General features: G+C 58.8%; 17 protein-coding genes. 5 read left to right on the top strand and 12 right to left on the bottom strand.

What is annotated here, in order from left to right; translation table 11 throughout:
* Positions 1-105: 105 nt before the first annotated feature.
* From J3352_RS04935 to J3352_RS04925, 3 genes are all read left to right on the top strand, one after another.
* Positions 106-1,722 carry a DUF5046 domain-containing protein gene (locus J3352_RS04935; RefSeq protein WP_156065291.1) on the top strand — a complete coding sequence of 539 codons (1,617 nt, stop codon included), beginning with the start codon at positions 106-108 and terminating at the stop codon, positions 1,720-1,722.
* A 14-nt stretch (positions 1,723-1,736) separates the two neighbouring features.
* On the top strand, positions 1,737-2,729 hold the full coding sequence (locus J3352_RS04930) for a PstS family phosphate ABC transporter substrate-binding protein (RefSeq protein WP_156065293.1): 993 nt from the start codon (positions 1,737-1,739) through the stop codon (positions 2,727-2,729).
* Between the two features lie 113 nt (positions 2,730-2,842).
* Positions 2,843-3,397 (top strand): transporter, encoded by a 555-nt coding sequence (locus J3352_RS04925; protein ID WP_156065295.1) that lies wholly within the window; start codon positions 2,843-2,845, stop codon positions 3,395-3,397.
* Positions 3,398-3,461: 64 nt separating this feature from the next.
* On the opposite strand, the gene J3352_RS04920 is transcribed toward J3352_RS04925, so the two are convergent.
* The 8 genes from J3352_RS04920 to J3352_RS04885 form a co-directional block, all read right to left on the bottom strand.
* Positions 3,462-3,725 carry a Txe/YoeB family addiction module toxin gene (locus J3352_RS04920; RefSeq protein WP_097770265.1) on the bottom strand — a complete coding sequence of 88 codons (264 nt, stop codon included), beginning with the start codon at positions 3,723-3,725 and terminating at the stop codon, positions 3,462-3,464.
* Entirely contained in the window at positions 3,718-3,984 is a 267-nt protein-coding gene (locus J3352_RS04915) for a type II toxin-antitoxin system RelB/DinJ family antitoxin (protein WP_035393578.1), read from the bottom strand. Before J3352_RS04915 ends, J3352_RS04920 begins: the two co-directional genes overlap by 8 nt.
* Before the next feature lie 141 nt (positions 3,985-4,125).
* Complete coding sequence (locus tag J3352_RS04910; protein ID WP_156065297.1) at positions 4,126-5,037, bottom strand: transporter substrate-binding domain-containing protein; 912 nt, start codon at positions 5,035-5,037, stop codon at positions 4,126-4,128.
* A gap of 113 nt (positions 5,038-5,150) precedes the next feature.
* On the bottom strand, positions 5,151-5,909 hold the full coding sequence (locus J3352_RS04905) for an amino acid ABC transporter ATP-binding protein (RefSeq protein ID WP_156065299.1): 759 nt from the start codon (positions 5,907-5,909) through the stop codon (positions 5,151-5,153).
* 5 nt (positions 5,910-5,914) lie between these two features.
* Complete coding sequence (locus tag J3352_RS04900; protein WP_098924970.1) at positions 5,915-6,589, bottom strand: amino acid ABC transporter permease; 675 nt, start codon at positions 6,587-6,589, stop codon at positions 5,915-5,917.
* Entirely contained in the window at positions 6,570-7,229 is a 660-nt protein-coding gene (locus J3352_RS04895; protein WP_156065301.1) for an amino acid ABC transporter permease, read from the bottom strand. The genes J3352_RS04900 and J3352_RS04895 overlap by 20 nt, the downstream gene beginning before the upstream one ends.
* Positions 7,230-7,456: 227 nt before the next feature.
* On the bottom strand, positions 7,457-8,278 hold the full coding sequence (locus J3352_RS04890; protein WP_197036506.1) for a leucine-rich repeat domain-containing protein: 822 nt from the start codon (positions 8,276-8,278) through the stop codon (positions 7,457-7,459).
* A 42-nt stretch (positions 8,279-8,320) separates the two neighbouring features.
* On the bottom strand, positions 8,321-8,956 hold the full coding sequence (locus J3352_RS04885) for a LexA family transcriptional regulator (protein ID WP_156065305.1): 636 nt from the start codon (positions 8,954-8,956) through the stop codon (positions 8,321-8,323).
* Positions 8,957-9,175: 219 nt separating this feature from the next.
* Between J3352_RS04885 and J3352_RS14430 the strand changes: the two genes are divergently transcribed.
* Positions 9,176-10,180 (top strand): collagen-like protein, encoded by a 1,005-nt coding sequence (locus tag J3352_RS14430; protein WP_279237275.1) that lies wholly within the window; start codon positions 9,176-9,178, stop codon positions 10,178-10,180.
* A gap of 137 nt (positions 10,181-10,317) precedes the next feature.
* Complete coding sequence (locus J3352_RS04875; RefSeq protein ID WP_156065307.1) at positions 10,318-13,083, top strand: bifunctional diguanylate cyclase/phosphodiesterase; 2,766 nt, start codon at positions 10,318-10,320, stop codon at positions 13,081-13,083.
* 80 nt (positions 13,084-13,163) lie between these two features.
* Here J3352_RS04875 and J3352_RS04870 read toward each other — a convergent pair whose 3' ends face one another.
* The 4 genes from J3352_RS04870 to J3352_RS04855 all read right to left on the bottom strand — a co-directional run bounded on the left by J3352_RS04870 (position 13,164) and on the right by J3352_RS04855 (position 19,276).
* Positions 13,164-14,480 (bottom strand): 2-hydroxyacyl-CoA dehydratase, encoded by a 1,317-nt coding sequence (locus J3352_RS04870; protein ID WP_156065309.1) that lies wholly within the window; start codon positions 14,478-14,480, stop codon positions 13,164-13,166.
* 16 nt (positions 14,481-14,496) lie between these two features.
* The gene (locus J3352_RS04865) at positions 14,497-17,451 is read right to left on the bottom strand and encodes an acyl-CoA dehydratase activase (protein WP_156065311.1); all 2,955 of its coding nucleotides are present in this window, start codon (positions 17,449-17,451) and stop codon (positions 14,497-14,499) included.
* 254 nt (positions 17,452-17,705) lie between these two features.
* Entirely contained in the window at positions 17,706-18,503 is a 798-nt protein-coding gene (locus tag J3352_RS04860; protein WP_197036507.1) for a HAMP domain-containing sensor histidine kinase, read from the bottom strand.
* A 20-nt stretch (positions 18,504-18,523) separates the two neighbouring features.
* Entirely contained in the window at positions 18,524-19,276 is a 753-nt protein-coding gene (locus J3352_RS04855; RefSeq protein WP_097770274.1) for a response regulator, read from the bottom strand.
* Positions 19,277-19,294 lie beyond the last annotated feature (18 nt).

Here is a 19,294-nt window from a genome sequence, read left to right as displayed (position 1 = left end):
AACTGTAACCATAACCGGACGTTCGATTGCAATTGAACGTCCGGTTTATTCGTATTATAATCAGGATAGGAAAGTTAAATTCTGCCAAACCTGTGAGGTACGCTTATGAAACGTTCTGTTCTCCGCATCGGCTGTGCAGTGCTCAGCCTGTCTGCCGCGGCAGGGCTGCTGGCCTCCTGCTCCCTGCTGCCTCCGGCCTCGCCCCTGCCCGATTCCAAGCCCGCGCAGGCTGAGGAAGCGCCCGGCCCCGCTGCAGCTCCACTGGACGACGGCAAACTGCGCATCCTGTACAGCAACGGCTCCAACGGCGGCAATACCGTGCTCTGCGGCAATACCGTGTTGTATCAGGCCGCCAGCAGTGAGACCGTGTATCTGGTGCCCGACACCCTGACCGGCACGGCCCGCTACTATATGCGGCAGTGGTCAGAACCCGGCGCACCCACCGGCCGGGTCTGTGCCCTGTATGACCGAGACGGCAAAGAGGTCCTGACCTTTGACCGGGCCTACGATGCCGCCCTGACCGGCACGCTGCTGGTGCTGACCACCCCGGAGGAGTTTGCCTACTCCCCCGCGCTGCACCACGCCGCCGGAGACTGCCGGGTGCTGGACCTTGCCACCGGCGAGGAGCTGACCGTGCCGGAAAATGCCTACGGCTGCAGGATCGCGGGGGAAACGCTGGCGTTCAACCTGTGCAACGCCCCAGCTCAGGCCCTGGACGAGAACACCTGGGGCGATGACCTGACCCGCTATTACGCGCTGCAGATCCAGGACCGGGACGGAAACCGGATCCGGCAGGAGCCGCTGTGCGCCGCCGTGAGCCTGAGCTACTCCTACAACGAGATCTCGTCCCCGGCAGACTGGCTGGAACTGGACTATTACTCCGAAGACGAGGACATGGTGATCGACCATATCAGCCTGTACAGCACCGCCACCGGCGAGGAACTGACCGGATTCCAGCAGTACACCGGCGCGGGTACGGTCAGCCTGTACAACAGCGGCAGATATCAGCTGGTCGATCTAGCCAGCACCGAACAAAGCGCGGTGCTCTGTGAGTTCGATGAGCCGGTGCGGTATTACCTGCCCGGTGCTGCCATCACAGAGCCGGAGGCATCCGGGCGGTACCGCTTCCACGATCTGCTTACCGGCGAGGAAAAGGAACTTTACGATGTGGGCACCGACGATGCCACGCTGGCCATCTACGCCCTGGACGGCACCGTGCGGGTGTTCGACCGGCAGACCGGCGTGCTGCTGACCGACACCGCCATCGACCCGGTGGAGAACCAGGTGCGGGCCCATGTCTATGCTGAAAACGGCTGGGTCTGGGTCGCGCAGGACGACAACGACAACTATGTGAACACGGCCATCCAGATCTGTGGGCCGGACGGCACCCACAAAACGCTGGATCCCCGCACGCTGGAAGAAACCTACACCCATTATTATCCCCTGTTTTCCACAGCAGATGGACTCTATTTCTACGGCTGCTGCAACGGCCCCGGCAGCAGCTGGCTGTATGACATCCTGGACAGCGATGGCAATGTCGTCGTGGGCGGGCTGCGCAGCTGCAGCACCTATTATGCCGACAGCGCCAACGGCCTGCCGGAGGGTGTGTTTGCCGCCAGCAAGGGATTTTCTTATGGCTGGATGGATTTTTCCGGCCGGTGGCTCTATGCCGAAAGCATCTTTGCTTCCACCGCTGACGAGATGGACAACTACTACTTCTAAGGGAGGATTTCCGTATGAAAAACGTTAAGATCACCCGCCGCGCGTTCCTGACCGGTCTGGGTCTGGCATCCACGGCCGCCCTGCTCTCTGCCTGCAATACCGTACCTGCCTCCTCTAATTCGGGGGCGGCACCGTCTCAGCCTGATTCTGAGGCCCCTGCCTCCTCTGCCGCCAGTGAAGTGCCCGCACAACCCATCCTGAGCGTGGATGAATTCCCCATTACGGATGGCAGCACGGCCTGCATCCCGCTGATCGCGCAGATCATGGCCGATACCACCGGGCTGGATCTGGAGACCGCCCGGAGCGCCGTGACCACCAACACCACGGCCCAGGCCTGGCGCAACCTGGGCCTGTATGGCAATAATTACGGCGATTCGGTCAAGCTCATCATCGCCTACGAAGCCCCGGAATCCGTCAAGGAGGAGCTGAAGGCAGACGGTGACCCGCTGGAGCAGAAGGCCATTGGCCGGGACGCGCTGGTGTTCATCGTCAACGAGGACAACCCTGTGCAGAGCCTGACCCGGCAGCAGCTCAAGGACATCTACGCCGGAACGATCACCAATTGGAAAGATGTGGGCGGCAAGGATCAGGAGATCATTGCCTTCCAGCGGCGGGCAGACTCCGGCAGCCAGACCCTGTTCCAGAAACTATTGATCCAGGGCGGCCCGCTGATGGAGGCCCCCACCGAGCTGGCCCCCACCGCCATGGGTGAGCTGGTGGACAGCATTGCAGAGTATAACAACTCTGCCAACGCCATCGGTTTCTCGGTCTACTACTACATCGACCAGATGTACTCCAAGCCCGGTCTGCGGCTGCTGGCCGTGGATGGCGTGACCCCTTCCAACGAGACGATTGCCGACCAGAGCTACCCGCTGTGCAACGAATTCTATGCCGCCATCCTGCAGGATTCCGCTGCCGACAGCCCGGAGCGCAGGATCTACGAGTGGCTCTCCACCGATGCAGGCCGTTCCTGCATTGAGCACTCCGGCTATGTAGCCGTCCAGTAATTCCCAGAAAATTCGGCACATTTCATTGACTTTGCTCAAATCCTTTGCTAAACTTAAGAAAAGTTTGTCAGCTTTTTTCGTTTCACGATCTTGAGCAAAGGAGATGCTGCATCATGTCCCATCCTTCCGACACCCCGCACTCCGCCCACGTTGAGAGCCGCAGCCGCAAAGCACTGCGCAGCTACATCATTCAGGCCTCCACCCTGCTGGAGATCGTGCTGTCCGGGCTGGTGCTCATCGGCCTGCTGCTCAGCTTCATTCCTCTGCTCAAGTGGATGCCGGGCCTGCTGTTTGATGGCAACGATGTAGAGATCCGCGGCTTCCTTGAGCGGGCGCTGGACATTGTCATCGGCGTGGAGTTCATCAAGATGCTGGCCAAGCACAGCCCAGGCAGCAGCCTGGAAGTGCTGCTCTACGCCATTGCACGCCACATGGTGGTCGGCCACGAATCGGCTCTGGACAACCTCATCAGCGTGGGTGCCATTGCGTTGATCTTTGTCGTGCGCAAGTTCTTCTTTGTGCCGGCCTTTGGTGCCCACCTGCCTGACGGCAAGCCCGCTCCGGACCTGACCCCCAACCAGAGCGGCATCCCCGCCGAGGAGTTCCGCACCCGCCTGCGTCAGCGCATCCATGCAGAAGCTCTCGCCGAGGAGGAGGACGACGACTGAGGAAGTATAATCCCCCAGATACAGCAAAACGAGGGCAGCCATTGGCCGTCCTCGTTTTTTTGCTTCAATCGTCGTAATGTCCCTTGCACTGGTACACTTCGATCAGATCATTTTCAATGCGATAGACCAGCCGGTTCACATCATCGATCCGGCGGCTCCAATACCCGCTGAGATTTTCTTTCAGCCCTTCCGGTTTTCCAATGCCTTCATACGGGCTGCGCGAAATATCCTTGAGCAATGCGTTGATCCGTTTCAGCGTCTTTTTATCCTGAGACTGCCAATACAGATATTCCGCAAAGGCCCGCTCCGTGAAGGTGATCTTACTCATGTTCCATAGCCTCAAGCTCTTCCAGCGTTCTCGTTACAGTCTTTCCCTGACGCATTTCCTCAATGCTGTCATTCAGGGCGGCCATATTGGATGCACTATAAAAGGGATCCATCGAGACTTCAAACGGAATGCGTTTTTCACGCGTCATCTTCTTGGCCAGCATGGTGATGGCTGTTGTCATCGAAAGGCCCAGTTCATTGCAGATCTCATCAAAATCCCGCTTCAGGTTCTCATCCATCCGGACACTTACCGTCGTCATACTCTCACGCTCCTTTGTCACTTTTATTATATTCATATTGTGCAACATTGTCAATACATCGTTGCACAGATTCGCGTAAAAGAAACACCCTGTACATTTCTGCACGGGGTGTTTCTCATCACTGCATCTTAAAATTCAGATTTATGCGTTGGTCTCGCCGCCCTCAACGACCAGCTCATCCTCATAGTCAAGGCCGTAGGTATCCACCAGCGTCTCCTCGTAATCCTTGTGGAAGAAGCTTTCCTCGCCCAGGCTCTTGATCTCGTCGTTGATCCAGTCCAGCAGGGTGGTGTTGCCCTTGTTCACAGCGGGGGCGATGGTATCCTGGCTGCCCAGAGAGGGGATGCCCACCGTGTAGCCGGAATTCTGCTTTGCAAAAGCGATGACCTCGGTGTTGTCGTTGGCCCATGCAGCGCCATTGCCGTTTTCCAGCGCGTTCTTGGCGGTTGCGTAGGAATCATACTTCTGCAGGGGAATGTCGGGATATTCCTTGGTCAGGTAGGTCTCGGCGGTGGTGCCGGAAATGACGATCATCTGATCGTCGGCGTTCCAGTTGTCCAGACTGGTGATGACATTGCTGTCGGGAGAGATGACACCCAGTGCAACGTTCATGTAGGGCAATGCAAAGTCCACCTCCTCGGCGCGCTCGGGCGTGACGGTGAAGTTTGCCAGAATGATATCGACCTTACCGGTCTGCAGGTACTCAATGCGGTTGGCGGCTTCCGTGGAGACGAAATTTGCCTCCACGCCCAGATTCTCGGCCAGGCGGCGGGCGAAGTAGACATCATAGCCCTGATACTCGCCGTTCTCATCCACATAGCCGAACGGGTTCTTGTCGGAGAAAACGCCGATGTTCACGGTGCCGTCCGCCTTGATCTCGTCCAGCGTGCGGAACACGTCACTGCCCACAGCTGCGGCACTGCCGGATGCAGCAGAGCCGGAAGCGGCAAAGGAGGAGGATGCGCTGCCGCCGCAGGCAGAAAGCAGGGCGGCGGTGGAAGCTGCGCCCAGACCCAGCAGGAAGGCACGGCGAGAGATCTTGTTAATTTTCATGGTAGTAACTCCTTTCCTTTCTTTCCCATATAAAAATCTATCCATGATCTGTGACATCATTTCACAGCATCAGACAAAAAGGTTCAAAGTGGAAATGGGCTGCTGCACATTTCTCACTGCTTTGCAACCGCATCAAAGGTGAACGTGCGCAGGAAGCGCTGTGCACGTTCGGTCTGCGGGTGGTCGAAGAAGTCCGCCGGGGACGCTTCCTCCACAATACGGCCATCGTCCAGAAACAGCACCCGGCTGGCAATTGCCCGGGCAAACTGCATCTCATGGGTGACGATCACCATGGTCTTGCCTTCACGGGCCAGATCGAGCATGACATCCAGCACCTCGCGCACCATTTCAGGGTCAAGGGCGGCGGTCACTTCGTCGAACAGCAGGATCTCGGGGTGCATACAGAGCGCACGCACAATGGCGACACGCTGCTTCTGACCACCCGAAAGCTCCCGGGGGTAGCTGTTCTTTTTGGCCAGCAGGCCCACGCGGTCCAGCAGGGCCTCGGCTTCCTGCTGCACCTCAGCCCGGGGGCGTTTCTGCACCTTGGTGGGAGCCAGCAGGATATTTTCCAGCACGGTCAGGTGCGGGAAAAGCTCATAGCTCTGGAACACCATGCCGATGCGCTGGCGCAGGGCCGCCAGATTCTTGCCGCCGTAGGCGACCGTCTCACTGCCCAGCTTCACCCGGCCCGCCTGCACCGGCTCCAGACCGTTCAGACAGCGCAGCAGGGTGCTTTTGCCGCAGCCGGAAGGGCCCACCACAACGATGACCTCACCGGGCTTGACGGCAAAGCTGACATTATCCAGAACATTGGTCTTGCCATCGTAGCTTTTTACCAGATGGTCTACAGTCAGGATCGGCTCTGCCATAACAGTCACTTCCATTTCTTTTCGAGGTAACCGGCCAGCAGGCTGATGGGCCAGCAGGCCAGAAAATACAGGATAAACACGGTGAGGTAGATGCCAAACGCCGCGTTGGGGCTGGCGGTGCGGTTGGCCTCAATGATCTGCTGGGCCACCTTGAGCACCTCCACCACACCGATCATCAACACCAGGCTGGTGGTCTTGATCATGCGGGTGATGAGGTTGATGGACAGCGGGATGAGCCGCCGCACTGTCTGAGGGATGATGATGTACCAATAGGTCTGCGCCCGGCTCATGCCCAGCGCCTCGCTGCTCTCATACTGATGCTTCGGGATGGCGATGAGGGCACCGCGGACGAGGTCGCTCATCTCGGCCGTGCCCCAGAGCACGAACACGATGACCGCCGCCGTCTCGCCGGAAAGATCCCAGCCAAAGGCCCGCGTGGTGCCAAAATACACCAGAAAGAGCAGCACCATCTGGGGCATGATGCGGATGAATTCCAGATACACCCGGAGGATGGCTTTCAGGATGGGATTTTTGAAGGTCATCAGCACACCCAGCAGGATGCCCAGCGGCAGGCTGATGAGGACAGACACAGCGCTGATCTTAAGCGCCACGCCCAGACCGCCCAGCAGACGAACCATATTTTTGCCCTTGAGCAGGACCTCAAGACCCAAATCCGGCATAGCGCAGCCTCCTTTCCAGCCAGCTGCCCAGCAGGGACACCGGCAGCAGGATGATGAGGTAGAACACCACCAGCAGGAAAAGGTTCTCGGCCGTCTTATAGTACAGGCCGATGAGGTCTTTTGCCGTGAACATCAGATCCATCAGGCTGATGGCGCTGAACACGCTGGTCTCCTTGAGCAGGAAGATGATATTTGCCATAAAGGCCGGCATACTGATGGAGACCGCCTGCGGCAGCACCACATAGCGCATGGTCTGCAGCCGGCTCATGCCAAGGCTCAGGGCACTTTCTGTCTGGATGGGTTCGATGGCTTCCAGCCCGCTGCGGAAGGCCTCGGCCATGTAGCTGCCGCCCAGAAAGGCAAGGCCTGCAATGCCGCAGAGCTCGGCGTTGGTCTTGATGCCGATCTTGGGCAGGCCGTAATAAAGAAAGAACAGCTGGACCAGCAGCGGCGTGTTCCGGCTGAGCTGGATATAAGCGCCCACGATACGGCGCAGCACCGGCACTTTTTCGTACTGGAGCACGGCGCAGACAAGGCCCACAAAGATGGCCCAGAAGATACCGGCCACGCCCAGACGCAGGGTGAGCCAGGCCGCTTTTTCATACTGCGGCAGATATTGCACCATCACATTCCAGTCCATGTCTGTTCCCCTCCTTTTCTCCTGATCTTGCGGATGTTTGTTTCCGTTGGCCGTATGATATACCCATTTCCCCAGAATGTCAATAGGTTTATAGGTTTTTTTGTTGCACAAATTCCGGTCAAATTGATAAACAAGCTATTCATCGCTGATTTTTCGCTCCTGCTTTTCCACGCAAAAATGCCGTCTCTTGCCTTTTTGCACAAGAGACGGCGGGGTGTTTTGGGGATTTAGTTTTGTTTTTCGAGAAGCTGGTCTACCTTTTTCTGAATTTCTTTGTTGTCGCCCTCATAGTTGATTTCTGATAATGCAAAGCAGCATTCAAATGCAGAATTACCAATCGTCGAGACCTCTTTTCCCAAAAATACCGTTTTCAAAGAAATACAGTTCGCAAATGTATGCGGTCGGATCTCTCCCTTTATCTCTACTCTTGCCCGGGTCAACTTCTCACAGTCTGCAAAAACGCAGTCATCTTCCAACTTTACATTCTCTGGAAGGTCCAGTTCTCGCAGTCCGGTACTTGCAAATGCCGAATTAGAAAGCTCTAGCCCACTATTCTCCGGAAACTCTACCTTTTGCAACGCAGCACAGCCAAAAAAAGCTGACGCACCGATTTTGATCAGCGATTTTGGCAGCTGCACAGATTTCAGATTATAACACCCTGAAAATGCGGCAAAGCCAATCTCCGTAACACCTTCCGGGATACTCACCGATTCCATTGTGGTATTATTTTTGAAGCATCCTGAATCAATTTTGGTAAACTTCCCGCTGGGCAGAACAACATCCTTTTGCTTGCCGGTATCGTAGCTTTTCAGCACGCCATTCACGATCAATGGATTCTCTTTTTCCGGCACGCTGGATGCTGGCGGCTCCGGTTCACTGGAAGAAGCCGATTCCGAGGGGGCGGGCACTTCCTCCGGCTGAGAGGGAGCCGGTACCTCACTGGAAGCGGGCGGTTCCGCAGGCGCAGGCATCTCTCCCCCGCCGCAGGCAGAAAGCAGCACGGTACCGCACAAAAACAGCGCTGTGCACAGAACGGTCCTCCATTTCATAGCGAGCCTCCTATTCTGCTCCGCAGGGGCCATCTTCTTTTTTCAGAACACCTTGCGGCACTCCACCACAAGGCCGACCACCCGCACCTGCACCCGTTTCAGATCATAGATCTGGGGCTGGTGCACGGGGTTGAAGCTTTTGGGAGTCAGGACCACAAGGTTCCCCTCCTGACGGAAATATTTCACGGTGGCTTCATCGCCGTTGACCATCACCACGGCAAGCTGGCCGTTTTCCACCTCCGGCTGCTCCCGCACCAGGATCTCATCGTTTTCCGAAATGCCCACGGCGTTCATGCTGTCGCCCCGGACACGGAGCCAGAAGTACCGTGCCCCGTCCTTCCGGGTAATGGGGATGTAGCCCTCAATGTTTTCTTCCGCATACATGGGCAGGCCTGCACGCACCGTGCCCAGCAGCGGAGCCGTGAGGGCGGGATCGAACGGGACAGCCCCTTCGGGCAGTTTCCGCTCCTCCTGCACCGATGGAACGGCTTCGCCCAGCAGCTCCCCCACCGGCACACCGAAATAGGCAGACACCCTGGCCAGCGTCTCGCCCGAGGGGGTCGCCCCGGTGTTTTTCCATTTGGTCACTGTGGAGTTGCTCAAGCCCATCTCCTGCGCGGCCCGGCTGCGGCTGATGCCTCTGGCCTGACACAGGGCCGTGTAGCAGTCATAAAACACAAATTTTGCACTCCTTCTTGTGCAGAACGCCGGTTTTCTAACCGGATTCAGATTTTCCCTTGACTTTCTGAATTTAATCAGATATTATAGCCTCGTAAGCTGATTTTGGTTAGATTTCATCCACCAAACCTTCTGCGGTCTTTTCACAATCTTACCGGAAACTCTAACCAAAGTCAAGCTTTTTGAACGCAAAAACCACGACAAAAGGAGTGAAACTGTATGATTGAACGTCAGATCCATTTATCCTCGGGCGGCGGGGCTGCTTTGCAGGGGTACGATGGCCTGCTCCGCTTCGGCTACACCAAAAACCGGGGCATCTACGCCCTGCGGGTGGAAGCCGACGGCGAGTGGCAGGGCATGACCCTGCGGGCCTTCTGGCACCTGCCAGGCGGGAACCCCGCCCCCTCCACGCTGGTGGTGGACGGCCTTGTGGAGGTGCCCACCCTCATCACGGCTGTGCCCGGGGAGGGGCGCATCACCTTTGAGGGCACCGATGGCACCCGCACCCTGACCAGCGCGGACGTGTGCTACTGCGTGGCCGAAAATTCCGGCACGGAGGACAGCACCCTGCCCCGGCCCGGCACGCCCGCCTGGCAGGCCCTGCTTGACCGACTGAAAGCAGCTGTGGAAAGCGGTGCATTCCGGGGCGAAAAGGGTGACCCCGGACCGCAGGGAGAACCCGGTGCCGCAGGACCCACCGGCCCCAAAGGAGAGCCCGGCCCGCAAGGCCCGCAGGGAGAACCCGGCCCCCAGGGCCCAAAGGGTGACCCCAGCGATCCCGGCCAGTGGGAGCTGCTGGAAAAGGTGTCCCTGAACGCCGCCGCTGCCAGCTTTGAGCGCACCTTTCCCACCGAACTGCAGGCGCTGAAGGTGCTGTTTCGGGCAGGCAGCAGCCAATCCAAGGGCACGCTGCACTGGGTTTGCAGCACCAGCGATGGTGCCCAGCTGCTCAGTGCTTCTGCCCCCTGTGCTGCCAGCAGCTCGATGTCCAGCCCGCCCACCCGCACCTTTGCCAGCTTTCAGGCACTTCCCTGCTTCGGGCAGTATCTCTGTTTTGCCGCATCCGGCACCACGGGTGCACCGCCTGCGGTCGTTCTGCCTGCCGGAAGCAACGGCCAGAATGTGGATGCCAGCCAGAAGCTCGGCAGGCTGACCCTGACCGTGGACACCAATGTCCGGCTTGCCGCCGGTGCCACGATCGAGCTGTGGGGCGTTCCGGCCTGAGCGGGAGCACCGAAACCGTTCCCGACAGAGCTTTCGGTAAAATTTCTTTCACTTTCCATGAAATTTTTGTGTTACGCCTTGATGCATCTTCCATATTTTGTTATACTGGTTAAAAAGCGGAAAGTGGGGAATCAGCCATGGATGTCCCTGTTCGGTTTATCGATTCGATCATCAACAATCCCCTGCTGATGCAGTTTCTTGTGCATCGGTGGTTTTTCCTGCTGGAATATGACCCCCGTCTGGATCAGCTGCGGGTCTACGATACCCGGAGCCGCACGCTGGAGACACTGGATGCCTACCTTGGCTCCGAGAAGCCGGAGCACGCCACGATCTTCGCGGAGGACCGCTGGAAGATGCGTACCCTGCTCACCGGTGAGCTGTACGGTCCGCTGGAGATGCGCTTTGTCTCGCCGGAGGGGGTGTATTATTCCCGGGAGGTGGATGCCCGCCCGGTCGAGGACCCCGCCCGCGGCACGCTCTATGTGGGCTACGCAAAGGACATCACCGACCAGAAGAATCAGACCCAGGAGCTGCTGGAACAGGCCCGCCACGATTCCCTGACCCAGCTGTATAACAACCGCACCGGCAAGGAGCTCATTGACCGCTATCTGCAGGCCAAAGATCCCTATGCCTCCTGCGGAATGCTGGTCATCGACCTGGATTTTTTCAAGAACATCAACGACTGCTACGGCCATCTGTTCGGCGACAAGGTCCTGCAGGAGTTTGCTCGGCTGCTGCGCACCCTGTTCCGCTCCAGCGACATTCTGGTGCGGTTCGGCGGCGATGAGTTCGTGGTGTTTCTGAAGGATATCCCCAACACCACCCTGCTCCAGAAGACCCGCCAGCTGTCGGAGTCCGTGCAGCAGGTGAAGTTCTGGGAAAACGATTACCGGATGACCTGCAGCATCGGTGCCTGCTTCCTGCCTGAAAACACAGCGGGCTATTCCTTTGATCAGCTGTTCGAAAACGCGGACTGGGCCCTGTATCAGGCCAAGCAGAACGGCCGCAACCAGTATGTGTTCTGCGATAATCTGCGGCGCTATGCCCAGGCGGTTCCTGCCGCCCCGGAAACGGCCGATATCGATGCACGCTACCTGCACAACGACCTGATCTCCACCGCCTTTGAACTGTTTGAGAAGAACAACAGCTTTGAGACCGCCATTCCCCTCTTCCTGAGGATCGTCGGCATCCGGCTGCAGCTGGACCGCATCACCATTGTGGACACCCGCATCCGGGAACGCAGCATCTCCCGGCAGTTCCAGTGGACCTCTCCCCGCGCGGAGCCGGTGCCTCTGAACGGTGAATCCTATACCAAGGAGGACTTCCTGACCCTGTTCCACAGCTATGATGAATACGGTACCACCGTGCTGCAGGCCGACAACATGGGGATGTACTCGCCGCAGGGGCGCGCACTGCTGATGCAGGGCGGGGCCCAGACAGTGGTCTACGCTGCCATGTACGGCGAGGGCGAGTATCAGGGTGCCATTGCCTATGTGGTGTGCGGCAGCAAGCGGTACTGGACTCCCCAGAACCGCCGGGAGCTGGGCGAAATCACCAAGATCATCAACGCCTACCTGAGCAAGCATCTGGCCGTGAACGCCGTGAGCCGCGGCATGACCTCTGCCCCCGAGTTTGACCGGCTGACCGGCCTGCTGGCCTTTTCCCGTTTCAAGGAAGAGGTCTCCCACAAGATCATCGGCGGCTACGCCGAGGGCTTCCAGATCTTCTACTGTGACTTTGAGAACTTCAAATACTTCAACGAAAAATACAGCTACGCCACCGGCGATCAGCTGCTGAAGGAATTCAGCAATTTCCTCATCGAGGCGGCCCGCCACTGGGGCGAGTGCTACCTGTGCCGGGTGGTGGGCGACCAGTTCGTACTCTACCTCTCCTGCCGCGACGAGAAAGGCCCGCTCCACTATGCAGACACGCTCTGCCGCCAGTTTGAGCAGTATCAGGCCCAGCATTACCCGGAGGTACGCCTGCGGGTACGGATGGGTGTGTACGCCATTGAGCCCGGCTGCCTGAGCGCATCGGCCGCCATCGACAAGGCAAATTTTGCCCGCAAGCAGGTGCACAGCAACACCCGCGTGTCTGCTGTCCAGTTTGACAAAAAGCTGGAGGTCAAGCAGACCCTGACCGGTGAGCTGCTGAGCGGCCTGCCGCAGGCGCTTGAGAACGGCGAATTCAAGCTGTACCTCCAGCCCAAATTCTCGCCCAAAGATCTCTCGGTCATTGGAGCCGAGGCGCTGACCCGCTGGATCAAGCCGGACGGCACCGTGGTCTACCCCGACCAGTTCATTCCCATTCTGGAATCCACGGGCCACATCGTGGAGCTGGATCTGTACATCTTCGAGCAGGTGGCCCAGTTCCTGCAGCGCAATGCACAGACCGGGCACCGGCTGCTGCCCATTGCGGTGAATGCCTCGGTGGCGCTGGCCCGGGAGGATGCCTCCACCCAGGAGTACAGCGAAATTCTGGAAAAGCACAACATCAGCGCCCGGATGCTGGAGATCGAACTGACCGAGACGGCGGTGGTCTCGGAGTACGACCGGGTGAAGCGCCTGCTTTCCTCCTTCCAGAGCGATGGAATGCAGACCTCGCTGGACGATTTCGGCGCGGGCGGTTCCCTGCTGAACAACATGGTGGATATCCCGGTGAACACCATCAAGCTGGACAAGCTCTTTCTGACCCGGTGCAGCTCCAACGCGCGGGGCACCGATTTTCTGCGGGAGATCGTGCATCTGGTCAAACGGTTGGGCTACAACGTCATCTGTGAGGGCATCGAGACCGAGGAGCAGGTGCAGCTCCTCCGCTCGCTGGACTGCGATGGCGCGCAGGGCTTCTGGTTCTCCAAGGCCATTCCGGCTGAGGAGTTCGAGCGGCGGTATCTCTGCGACTGAGACAAAAAAACACTCCCCTTCGGGTGGAGCCGTGCGGCACACGGTCCTGCCCGAAGGGGAGTGTTGCTGTTTAGAAAGAATTATACCGTGGTCTCGACCCGGGGAGCCCCACCGGCGATCTCTTCTGCCGTCAGTGGGGCAGCCTGCGCCGGGGCGTTCAGGCGCTCCTTGGCGACTGCCAGCATCAGCTTGATGCGGTTTTCCTGGTTGACCCGGGTGGCGCTGGGGTCGTAATCGATGGGGGTAATATTGGCGCTGGGATACAGGGCACGGATCTTGTTCACCATGCCCTTGCCCACGATATGGTTGGGCAGGCAGCCGAAGGGCTGGGCACAGACGATGTTGCCGTAGCCGCCCTGCACCAGCTCGATCATCTCGGCGGTCAGCAGCCAGCCCTCGCCCATCTTGGCCCCCAGCGAAATGATGCCGTGGGGCTTTTCCACCAGCTCCTTGAAGGGCCCGGGGGCATAGAACCCGGCATCGGCTGTGGCCTTGAGCATGGCACGCTCCACACTGTCCAGCCAGTTAAGCAATTGATCCGTGCCCATCTTGACGGCCAACTTGCCGCCGTAGAGGACATGATCCTCGCCCATATTGAAGATGCAGTACTGCACAAAGCCCATCAGGCCCGGGAAGTTCACCTCACAGTCCTGGCTCTCCAGGAACTTCTGCAGGTCGTTGTTGCCCAGGGGGCTGTATTTGACGTAGATCTCGCCGACCACACCCACCTTGACCTTGGGCACCCGGGTCACGGGGATGGCCGCAAAATCCTTTGCAATGAGCGGGAAGGTGTGCTTCATTTCCCGGGCAGTAAAGCCCTTGCCGGCCAGCAGAACGCGGCCCAGACGCTCGACCCACAGATCGACCATCCGGTCAGCGGCTCCCTTTTCGTTCTCGTAGGGGGCCACCTGATTGCGCAGGGCACAGAGCATATCGCCGTAGAAAATGCAGGCCAGCGCGCGGCGGGCCAGCGGCAGGGTCATCTGGAAGCCGCTGTCTTTTTCCAGACCGGAGAAGTTCAGGCTGGCAACGGGGATCTGGGGATAGCCCGCCTTGACCAGAGCCTTGCGGAGCAGGTGGATGTAGTTGGAAGCACGGCAGCCGCCGCCGGTCTGGGTGATGAGCAGGGCCGTGTGATCCAGGTCATACTTGCCGCTGTTCAGGGCATCCAGAAACTGGCCGATGACCAGCAGGGCCGGATAGCAGGTGTCGTTGTGGACGTATTTCAGGCCCAGCTGTGCCACAGCGCTGCCGCAGTTGCCCAGGATCTCGCACTTGTAGCCGTCGTAGCGCAGGGCGTATTCCAGCAGCCGGAACTGGGTAATAGCCATGTTGGGGATGAGGATGGTGTGGGTCAGCTTCATCTCCGGGGTAAATTTGGGATAATTGTATTCCATAGGTTCCTCCTATGTATCAGGCTTCTGCCTTGGGGGCGGCCTTTTCCTCTGCCGCCTCGTCGCGCTCCTCCAGAGCGGCGAACAGGCTGCGCAGACGGATGTTGACCGCACCCAGATTGGTGATCTCATCGATCTTGAGCTGGGTGTAGAGCTTGCTGCCTGCCTGCAGGATCTCGCGGGTCTCATCGGTGGTAATGGCATCCACGCCGCAGCCAAAGGAGACCAGCTGCACCAGATCCATATCCTTCTGGGTGGTGCAGTACTTGGCCGCCGCATACAGGCGGCTGTGGTAGGTCCACTGGTTCAGCACACTGGTGGGGAACTTTTCCACCCGGTTGGAGATGCTGTCCTCGGTGACAACAGCCGCGCCGTGGCGGGTGATGAGGTGGTCGATGCCATGGTTGATCTCAGGGTCAACGTGGTAGGGGCGGCCAGCCAGCACGATGATGCGCTTGCCCTGACGGCGTGCCTCATCAATGATCTCGCTGCCCTTGACCCGGATCTGGGCCATGTGGGCCTCGTGCTCGGCGTAGGCAGCATCGGCAGCAGCCTGCACTTCCTTTTCGGAAATGCCACCGAAGTATTTGGGCAGGACTTCCTTTGCCATCTTGCGGACAAAGTCCTTGGGGCGGTGGATGCCCACATAGTCATAGATAAACTTCTGGCCCTCCAGCTCGGGGCAGTTGCCTGCCAGAACTTCAGGGTAATAGGCCACCACCGGGCAGTTATAGTGGTTGTCGCCCAGTCCTTCGTCAAAGTTGTAGGTCAGGCAGGGGTAGAAGATGGCATCCAGGTGCATCTGGCTCAGGGCCTTGATGTGGCCGTGGCTCAGCTTGGCCGGGAAGCAGGCGGTGTCACTGGGGATGGTGGCCTGACCGGCCAGATACAGCCCCCGGCTGGACACCGGGCTGGTGTGCACGGCAAAGCCAAGTCTGGTCCAGAAGGTGTGCCAGAAGGGCAGCAGCTCGTACATATTCAGGCAGAGCGGGATGCCAATGGAGCCGCGCTTGCCGGGCACGGGCTTGTAACCGGCCAGCAGCTGCTGCTTGTAGGCGTACAGATTCAGGCTGTCGTCCTCGCTCTTACCGGTCACGGGCTTATCGCAACGGTTGCCGGAGATGAACTTGCGGCCATCGGCAAAGGTGTTGATGGTGAGCTGGCAGTGGTTGCCGCAGCCGCCGCACTTGACGCTGACCACCTTCTGGTCGAAGGCTTCCAGCTCGGCCAGATTCATCATCCTGGAAGCTTCCTGATGGTTCTTATGGCTCTGGCGCAGGCCGAACAGGGCCGCACCGTAGGCACCCATCAGGCCCGCGATGTCGGGGCGGATGACCTCCACGCCCATCTCTTTTTCAAAGGCGCGGAGAACAGCTTCATTGTAGAAGGTACCGCCCTGCACCACGATCTTGCGGCCCAGCTCCTCGGGGCTGGATGCGCGGATGACCTTGTACAGCGCGTTCTTGACCACACTGATGGACAGACCGGCGGAAATGTTCTCGATGGAAGCACCGTCCTTCTGGGCCTGCTTGACTGAACTGTTCATAAACACGGTGCAGCGGCTGCCCAGATCCACGGGGCGGTCTGCGAACAGGCCAAGAGCGGCAAACTCCTTGACATCATAACCCAATGCCTGCGCAAAGGTCTGCAAAAAGCTGCCGCAGCCGGAGGAGCAGGCCTCGTTCAGGAAGATGTTGCTGATGGCACCATCCTCGATCTTGAAGCACTTCATGTCCTGACCGCCGATATCGATGATGAAATCCACATCGGGCATAAAGTATTTGGCGGCGGTAAAGTGAGCCACCGTTTCCACCAGACCATAATCACAGCGGAAGGCGTTCTTGACCAGCTCCTCACCGTAGCCGGTGGTGGTCACGCTGGCCACCTGCAGGCCGGGGTGTTCCCGGTAGATCTTGATCAGCTGTTCCCGGATCAGGGGCAGCGGGTTGCCAAGGTTGGGCTGGTAATTGGTGTACAGGATCTGGCTCTTCTCGTCCACCACCACCAGCTTGACGGTGGTGGAGCCGGAGTCGATGCCGATATGCACCGGGCCGCACTGGGTGCTGAAGGGCACATGGGGCACACTGTGGGACATGTGCCGGGCATGGAATTCCTCGTACTCCTGCTTGTTGGCAAAGAGCGGAGGCTCACTGGCATAAGTAGCGGTGGCGGCGTACTGGTCCAGCGCGTCGGCCACTGCGGAGAGTTCGAACTCCTTGTCCGCATAGAGGGCGGCACCCAGCGCCACATAGAGCAGGCTGTTCTCGGGGCAGGTTCCGGTGACCCCCAGCGCCTCATCAAAGCTTTTGCGCAGCACGCTGCTGAAGGTCAGCGGCCCGCCCAGATACAGGATATTGCCCTTGATGGGGCGGCCCTGTGCCAGACCGGCAATGGTCTGGTTGACCACCGCCTTGTAGATGCTGGCGGCGATATCCTCCGTGCGCGCGCCCTGATTGATGAGGGGCTGCACGTCACTTTTGGCAAACACGCCGCAGCGGGACGCGATGGTATAGGTGCGCTCGGCCTTTTCCGCGGCCTTGTTCATCTCATCGGCACTCATCTTCAGCAGGGTTGCCATCTGGTCAATAAAGGCACCGGTGCCGCCGGCACAGCTGCCGTTCATGCGGACCTCGGTGCCGTTGGTCAAGAACAGGATCTTTGCATCCTCGCCGCCCAGCTCGATCACGCAGTCGGTGGCGGGCACAAACCGCTTGACTGCCACACGGGTGGAGAACACCTCCTGCACAAAGGGCACGCCGCAGCTGTCGGCCAGGCCCATACCGGCAGAACCGGAGATGCTCAGCAGAGCCTTGTTTCCGTGCAGGTGCTCTGCATCGATGCGGCGCAGCAGCTCCTGCGCCTTTTCCAAAATATGGCTGTAATGACGCTCGTATGTTGAATAAATCAGCGCATCATGTTCGTCCAGCACCGCGCACTTGATGGTGGTGCTTCCGATGTCAAGACCTACTCTCACTTGCTTTTCCTCCTGAGGAACAATATAAAAATACAGTTGTATTATACTCAAAAATCGGGATACAATCAATCCAGTCACCACATTTTACACGCAAAAAATAGTATTTTCCGCTCAAAAAGTTAAACATTTTGTTAAATTCACGAATACAGCCCCCCTGTTTTTCTACATTCCGGTTAAGATTCTTTACTCAGAGTGATTTTTACACAAAAACGCCCTGCCCCGGAAAAGCCCGGAGCAGGGCGCTGAATATCATATCATTCCATTTTATCGGACAACAGGGCAAGTTCCCGCAGGATCTGCCAGCGCAGGCCGTCAGCAGTGGTGAGCGCCGGATGGATGGTGTGCAGTTCCACGCTGCCCTCAATGGGAAACATCGTTCCGGCCAGCGGGATGCGCACCTCCGCCCGGGTGCCGCTTCCGGCATCGCGCGGCGTGAGGGAAAGCACCCACCCCATGTGGGCGCAGTAGCGGCGGCAGAGCAGCAGCCCTGCCTGCACACCGCCCAGGAAGCGGCGGCGGTTCTCCATCCAGTTTTCACCGGTGGGCAGGCCGCAGCCGTCGTCCTCCACGATCAGGTACAGATCCTCGTCGTCCCGGGTGAGCCGGATCTTGATCTGCCCGCCGGGGCTTACGGCCCGCAGGGCGTTGGAAAGCAGATGAAACAGCAGCTGCTCGGCCTCCTGAGCATCCGCCTTGACATAGCAGCGCCGGAACGGGCTGTGATCCACGGTCAGCCGGATATCCAGCTGCTTCTCGATCTCCGGGGCCATCTGGGCGGCCTCCATCAGGATCCAGCACAGGTCTACCGGCTTCATGGACGGCTTGTCGTTCATCTCCACTTCCAGCAGACCCATCATTTCCCGCAGGGTGCGCTCCAGGCGGATGCTCTCCTGCCCCATATCCTCCAGCGCCTGCCGGGTCCTTTCGTCTCCGGTCCGGGCCAGATGCATCTGCAGGTATTCTCGGTTCTGGTCCATGATGCGCAGGGAGTGCAGCAGCACGCTCTCAAATTGTTTGCGGGGGAAATCCCCCATCCCGCTCTCTTTTGCCATTCCGTTCTCTCTCTTTTTTCTCATCGTCCGGCCTTCCGTCCCTGCGTTCCGCTGTCGATCAATTTCTGGCGGCCCGCATAGATCAGCTTGCCCAGGGTAACGCTATGCCCCATCAGGCCGTAATCCTGCTTGAATTTCTGCCAGGCTTCGGTGTTGTATTTTTCCACCCCGTCGATCAGGCGGCGCATCCCGCAGTCCACGGCGGCCACTGTGGTGTGGTGTTCCTCGGCCACAGTCTGCAGGATCTCCTTGCGCACGGCCAGCTTCCGCTCTGTGCCGCATACGACCTGCAGCGCGGTGGTCAGATATTCACAGTTCACATCCGGCTGCAGGATGCCCCACTCCGCATAAAGCTGCTTGCAGAACGGCAGCACCCAGAAGATGCCGATGTCCGTGGAGCTGCGCAGATCCAGCAGCAGATCCAGCAGGCTGCTGCGCTCCGGCAGGTACTGCCTGCCGTCCGGCCGCAGGAATGATGCCGTGGCATCGCTGTACCAGTCATCCCCCTGCAACAGCAGCAGCGGGCGGTTATGCAGGCTGTTGAGCCGCTTGAGGAACTCATACCCGTCCATATCCTCCAGCTGGCTCGAAAGCACCACGATATCCACACTGCGCTGCTGGCGCAGCTCCCGCAGCAGCTCCTCGCCGCTGTGGAAGCAGACACAGCAGATCGCAGGATTCTGCTCCTCCAGATAATTTTTCCGGACGCGGATCTCCCGCTCGTCGTAGCTCAAAAGCGCGACATGCAGCTTTGAAACGAGTCGTTCCGTCAATCCAACCTTCCCCTTTGC

Source organism: Faecalibacterium sp. Marseille-Q4164 (assembly GCF_017377545.1).
In the GTDB taxonomy this organism is placed as follows: Bacteria; Bacillota; Clostridia; order Oscillospirales; family Ruminococcaceae; genus Faecalibacterium; species Faecalibacterium duncaniae.
Note: the sequence above shows the minus strand (reverse complement) of the source record. Positions and strands in the feature narration are given on the sequence as shown.

Coding starts and splice junctions, on each gene's coding strand:
- J3352_RS04935 (WP_156065291.1), top strand. CDS start 106: ATGAAACGTTCTGTTCTCCGCATCGGCTGTGCAGTGCTCAGCCTGTCT.
- J3352_RS04930 (WP_156065293.1), top strand. CDS start 1,737: ATGAAAAACGTTAAGATCACCCGCCGCGCGTTCCTGACCGGTCTGGGT.
- J3352_RS04925 (WP_156065295.1), top strand. CDS start 2,843: ATGTCCCATCCTTCCGACACCCCGCACTCCGCCCACGTTGAGAGCCGC.
- J3352_RS04920 (WP_097770265.1), bottom strand. CDS start 3,725: ATGAGTAAGATCACCTTCACGGAGCGGGCCTTTGCGGAATATCTGTAT.
- J3352_RS04915 (WP_035393578.1), bottom strand. CDS start 3,984: ATGACGACGGTAAGTGTCCGGATGGATGAGAACCTGAAGCGGGATTTT.
- J3352_RS04910 (WP_156065297.1), bottom strand. CDS start 5,037: ATGAAAATTAACAAGATCTCTCGCCGTGCCTTCCTGCTGGGTCTGGGC.
- J3352_RS04905 (WP_156065299.1), bottom strand. CDS start 5,909: ATGGCAGAGCCGATCCTGACTGTAGACCATCTGGTAAAAAGCTACGAT.
- J3352_RS04900 (WP_098924970.1), bottom strand. CDS start 6,589: ATGCCGGATTTGGGTCTTGAGGTCCTGCTCAAGGGCAAAAATATGGTT.
- J3352_RS04895 (WP_156065301.1), bottom strand. CDS start 7,229: ATGGACTGGAATGTGATGGTGCAATATCTGCCGCAGTATGAAAAAGCG.
- J3352_RS04890 (WP_197036506.1), bottom strand. CDS start 8,278: ATGAAATGGAGGACCGTTCTGTGCACAGCGCTGTTTTTGTGCGGTACC.
- J3352_RS14430 (WP_279237275.1), top strand. CDS start 9,176: ATGATTGAACGTCAGATCCATTTATCCTCGGGCGGCGGGGCTGCTTTG.
- J3352_RS04875 (WP_156065307.1), top strand. CDS start 10,318: ATGGATGTCCCTGTTCGGTTTATCGATTCGATCATCAACAATCCCCTG.
- J3352_RS04870 (WP_156065309.1), bottom strand. CDS start 14,480: ATGGAATACAATTATCCCAAATTTACCCCGGAGATGAAGCTGACCCAC.
- J3352_RS04860 (WP_197036507.1), bottom strand. CDS start 18,503: ATGGCAAAAGAGAGCGGGATGGGGGATTTCCCCCGCAAACAATTTGAG.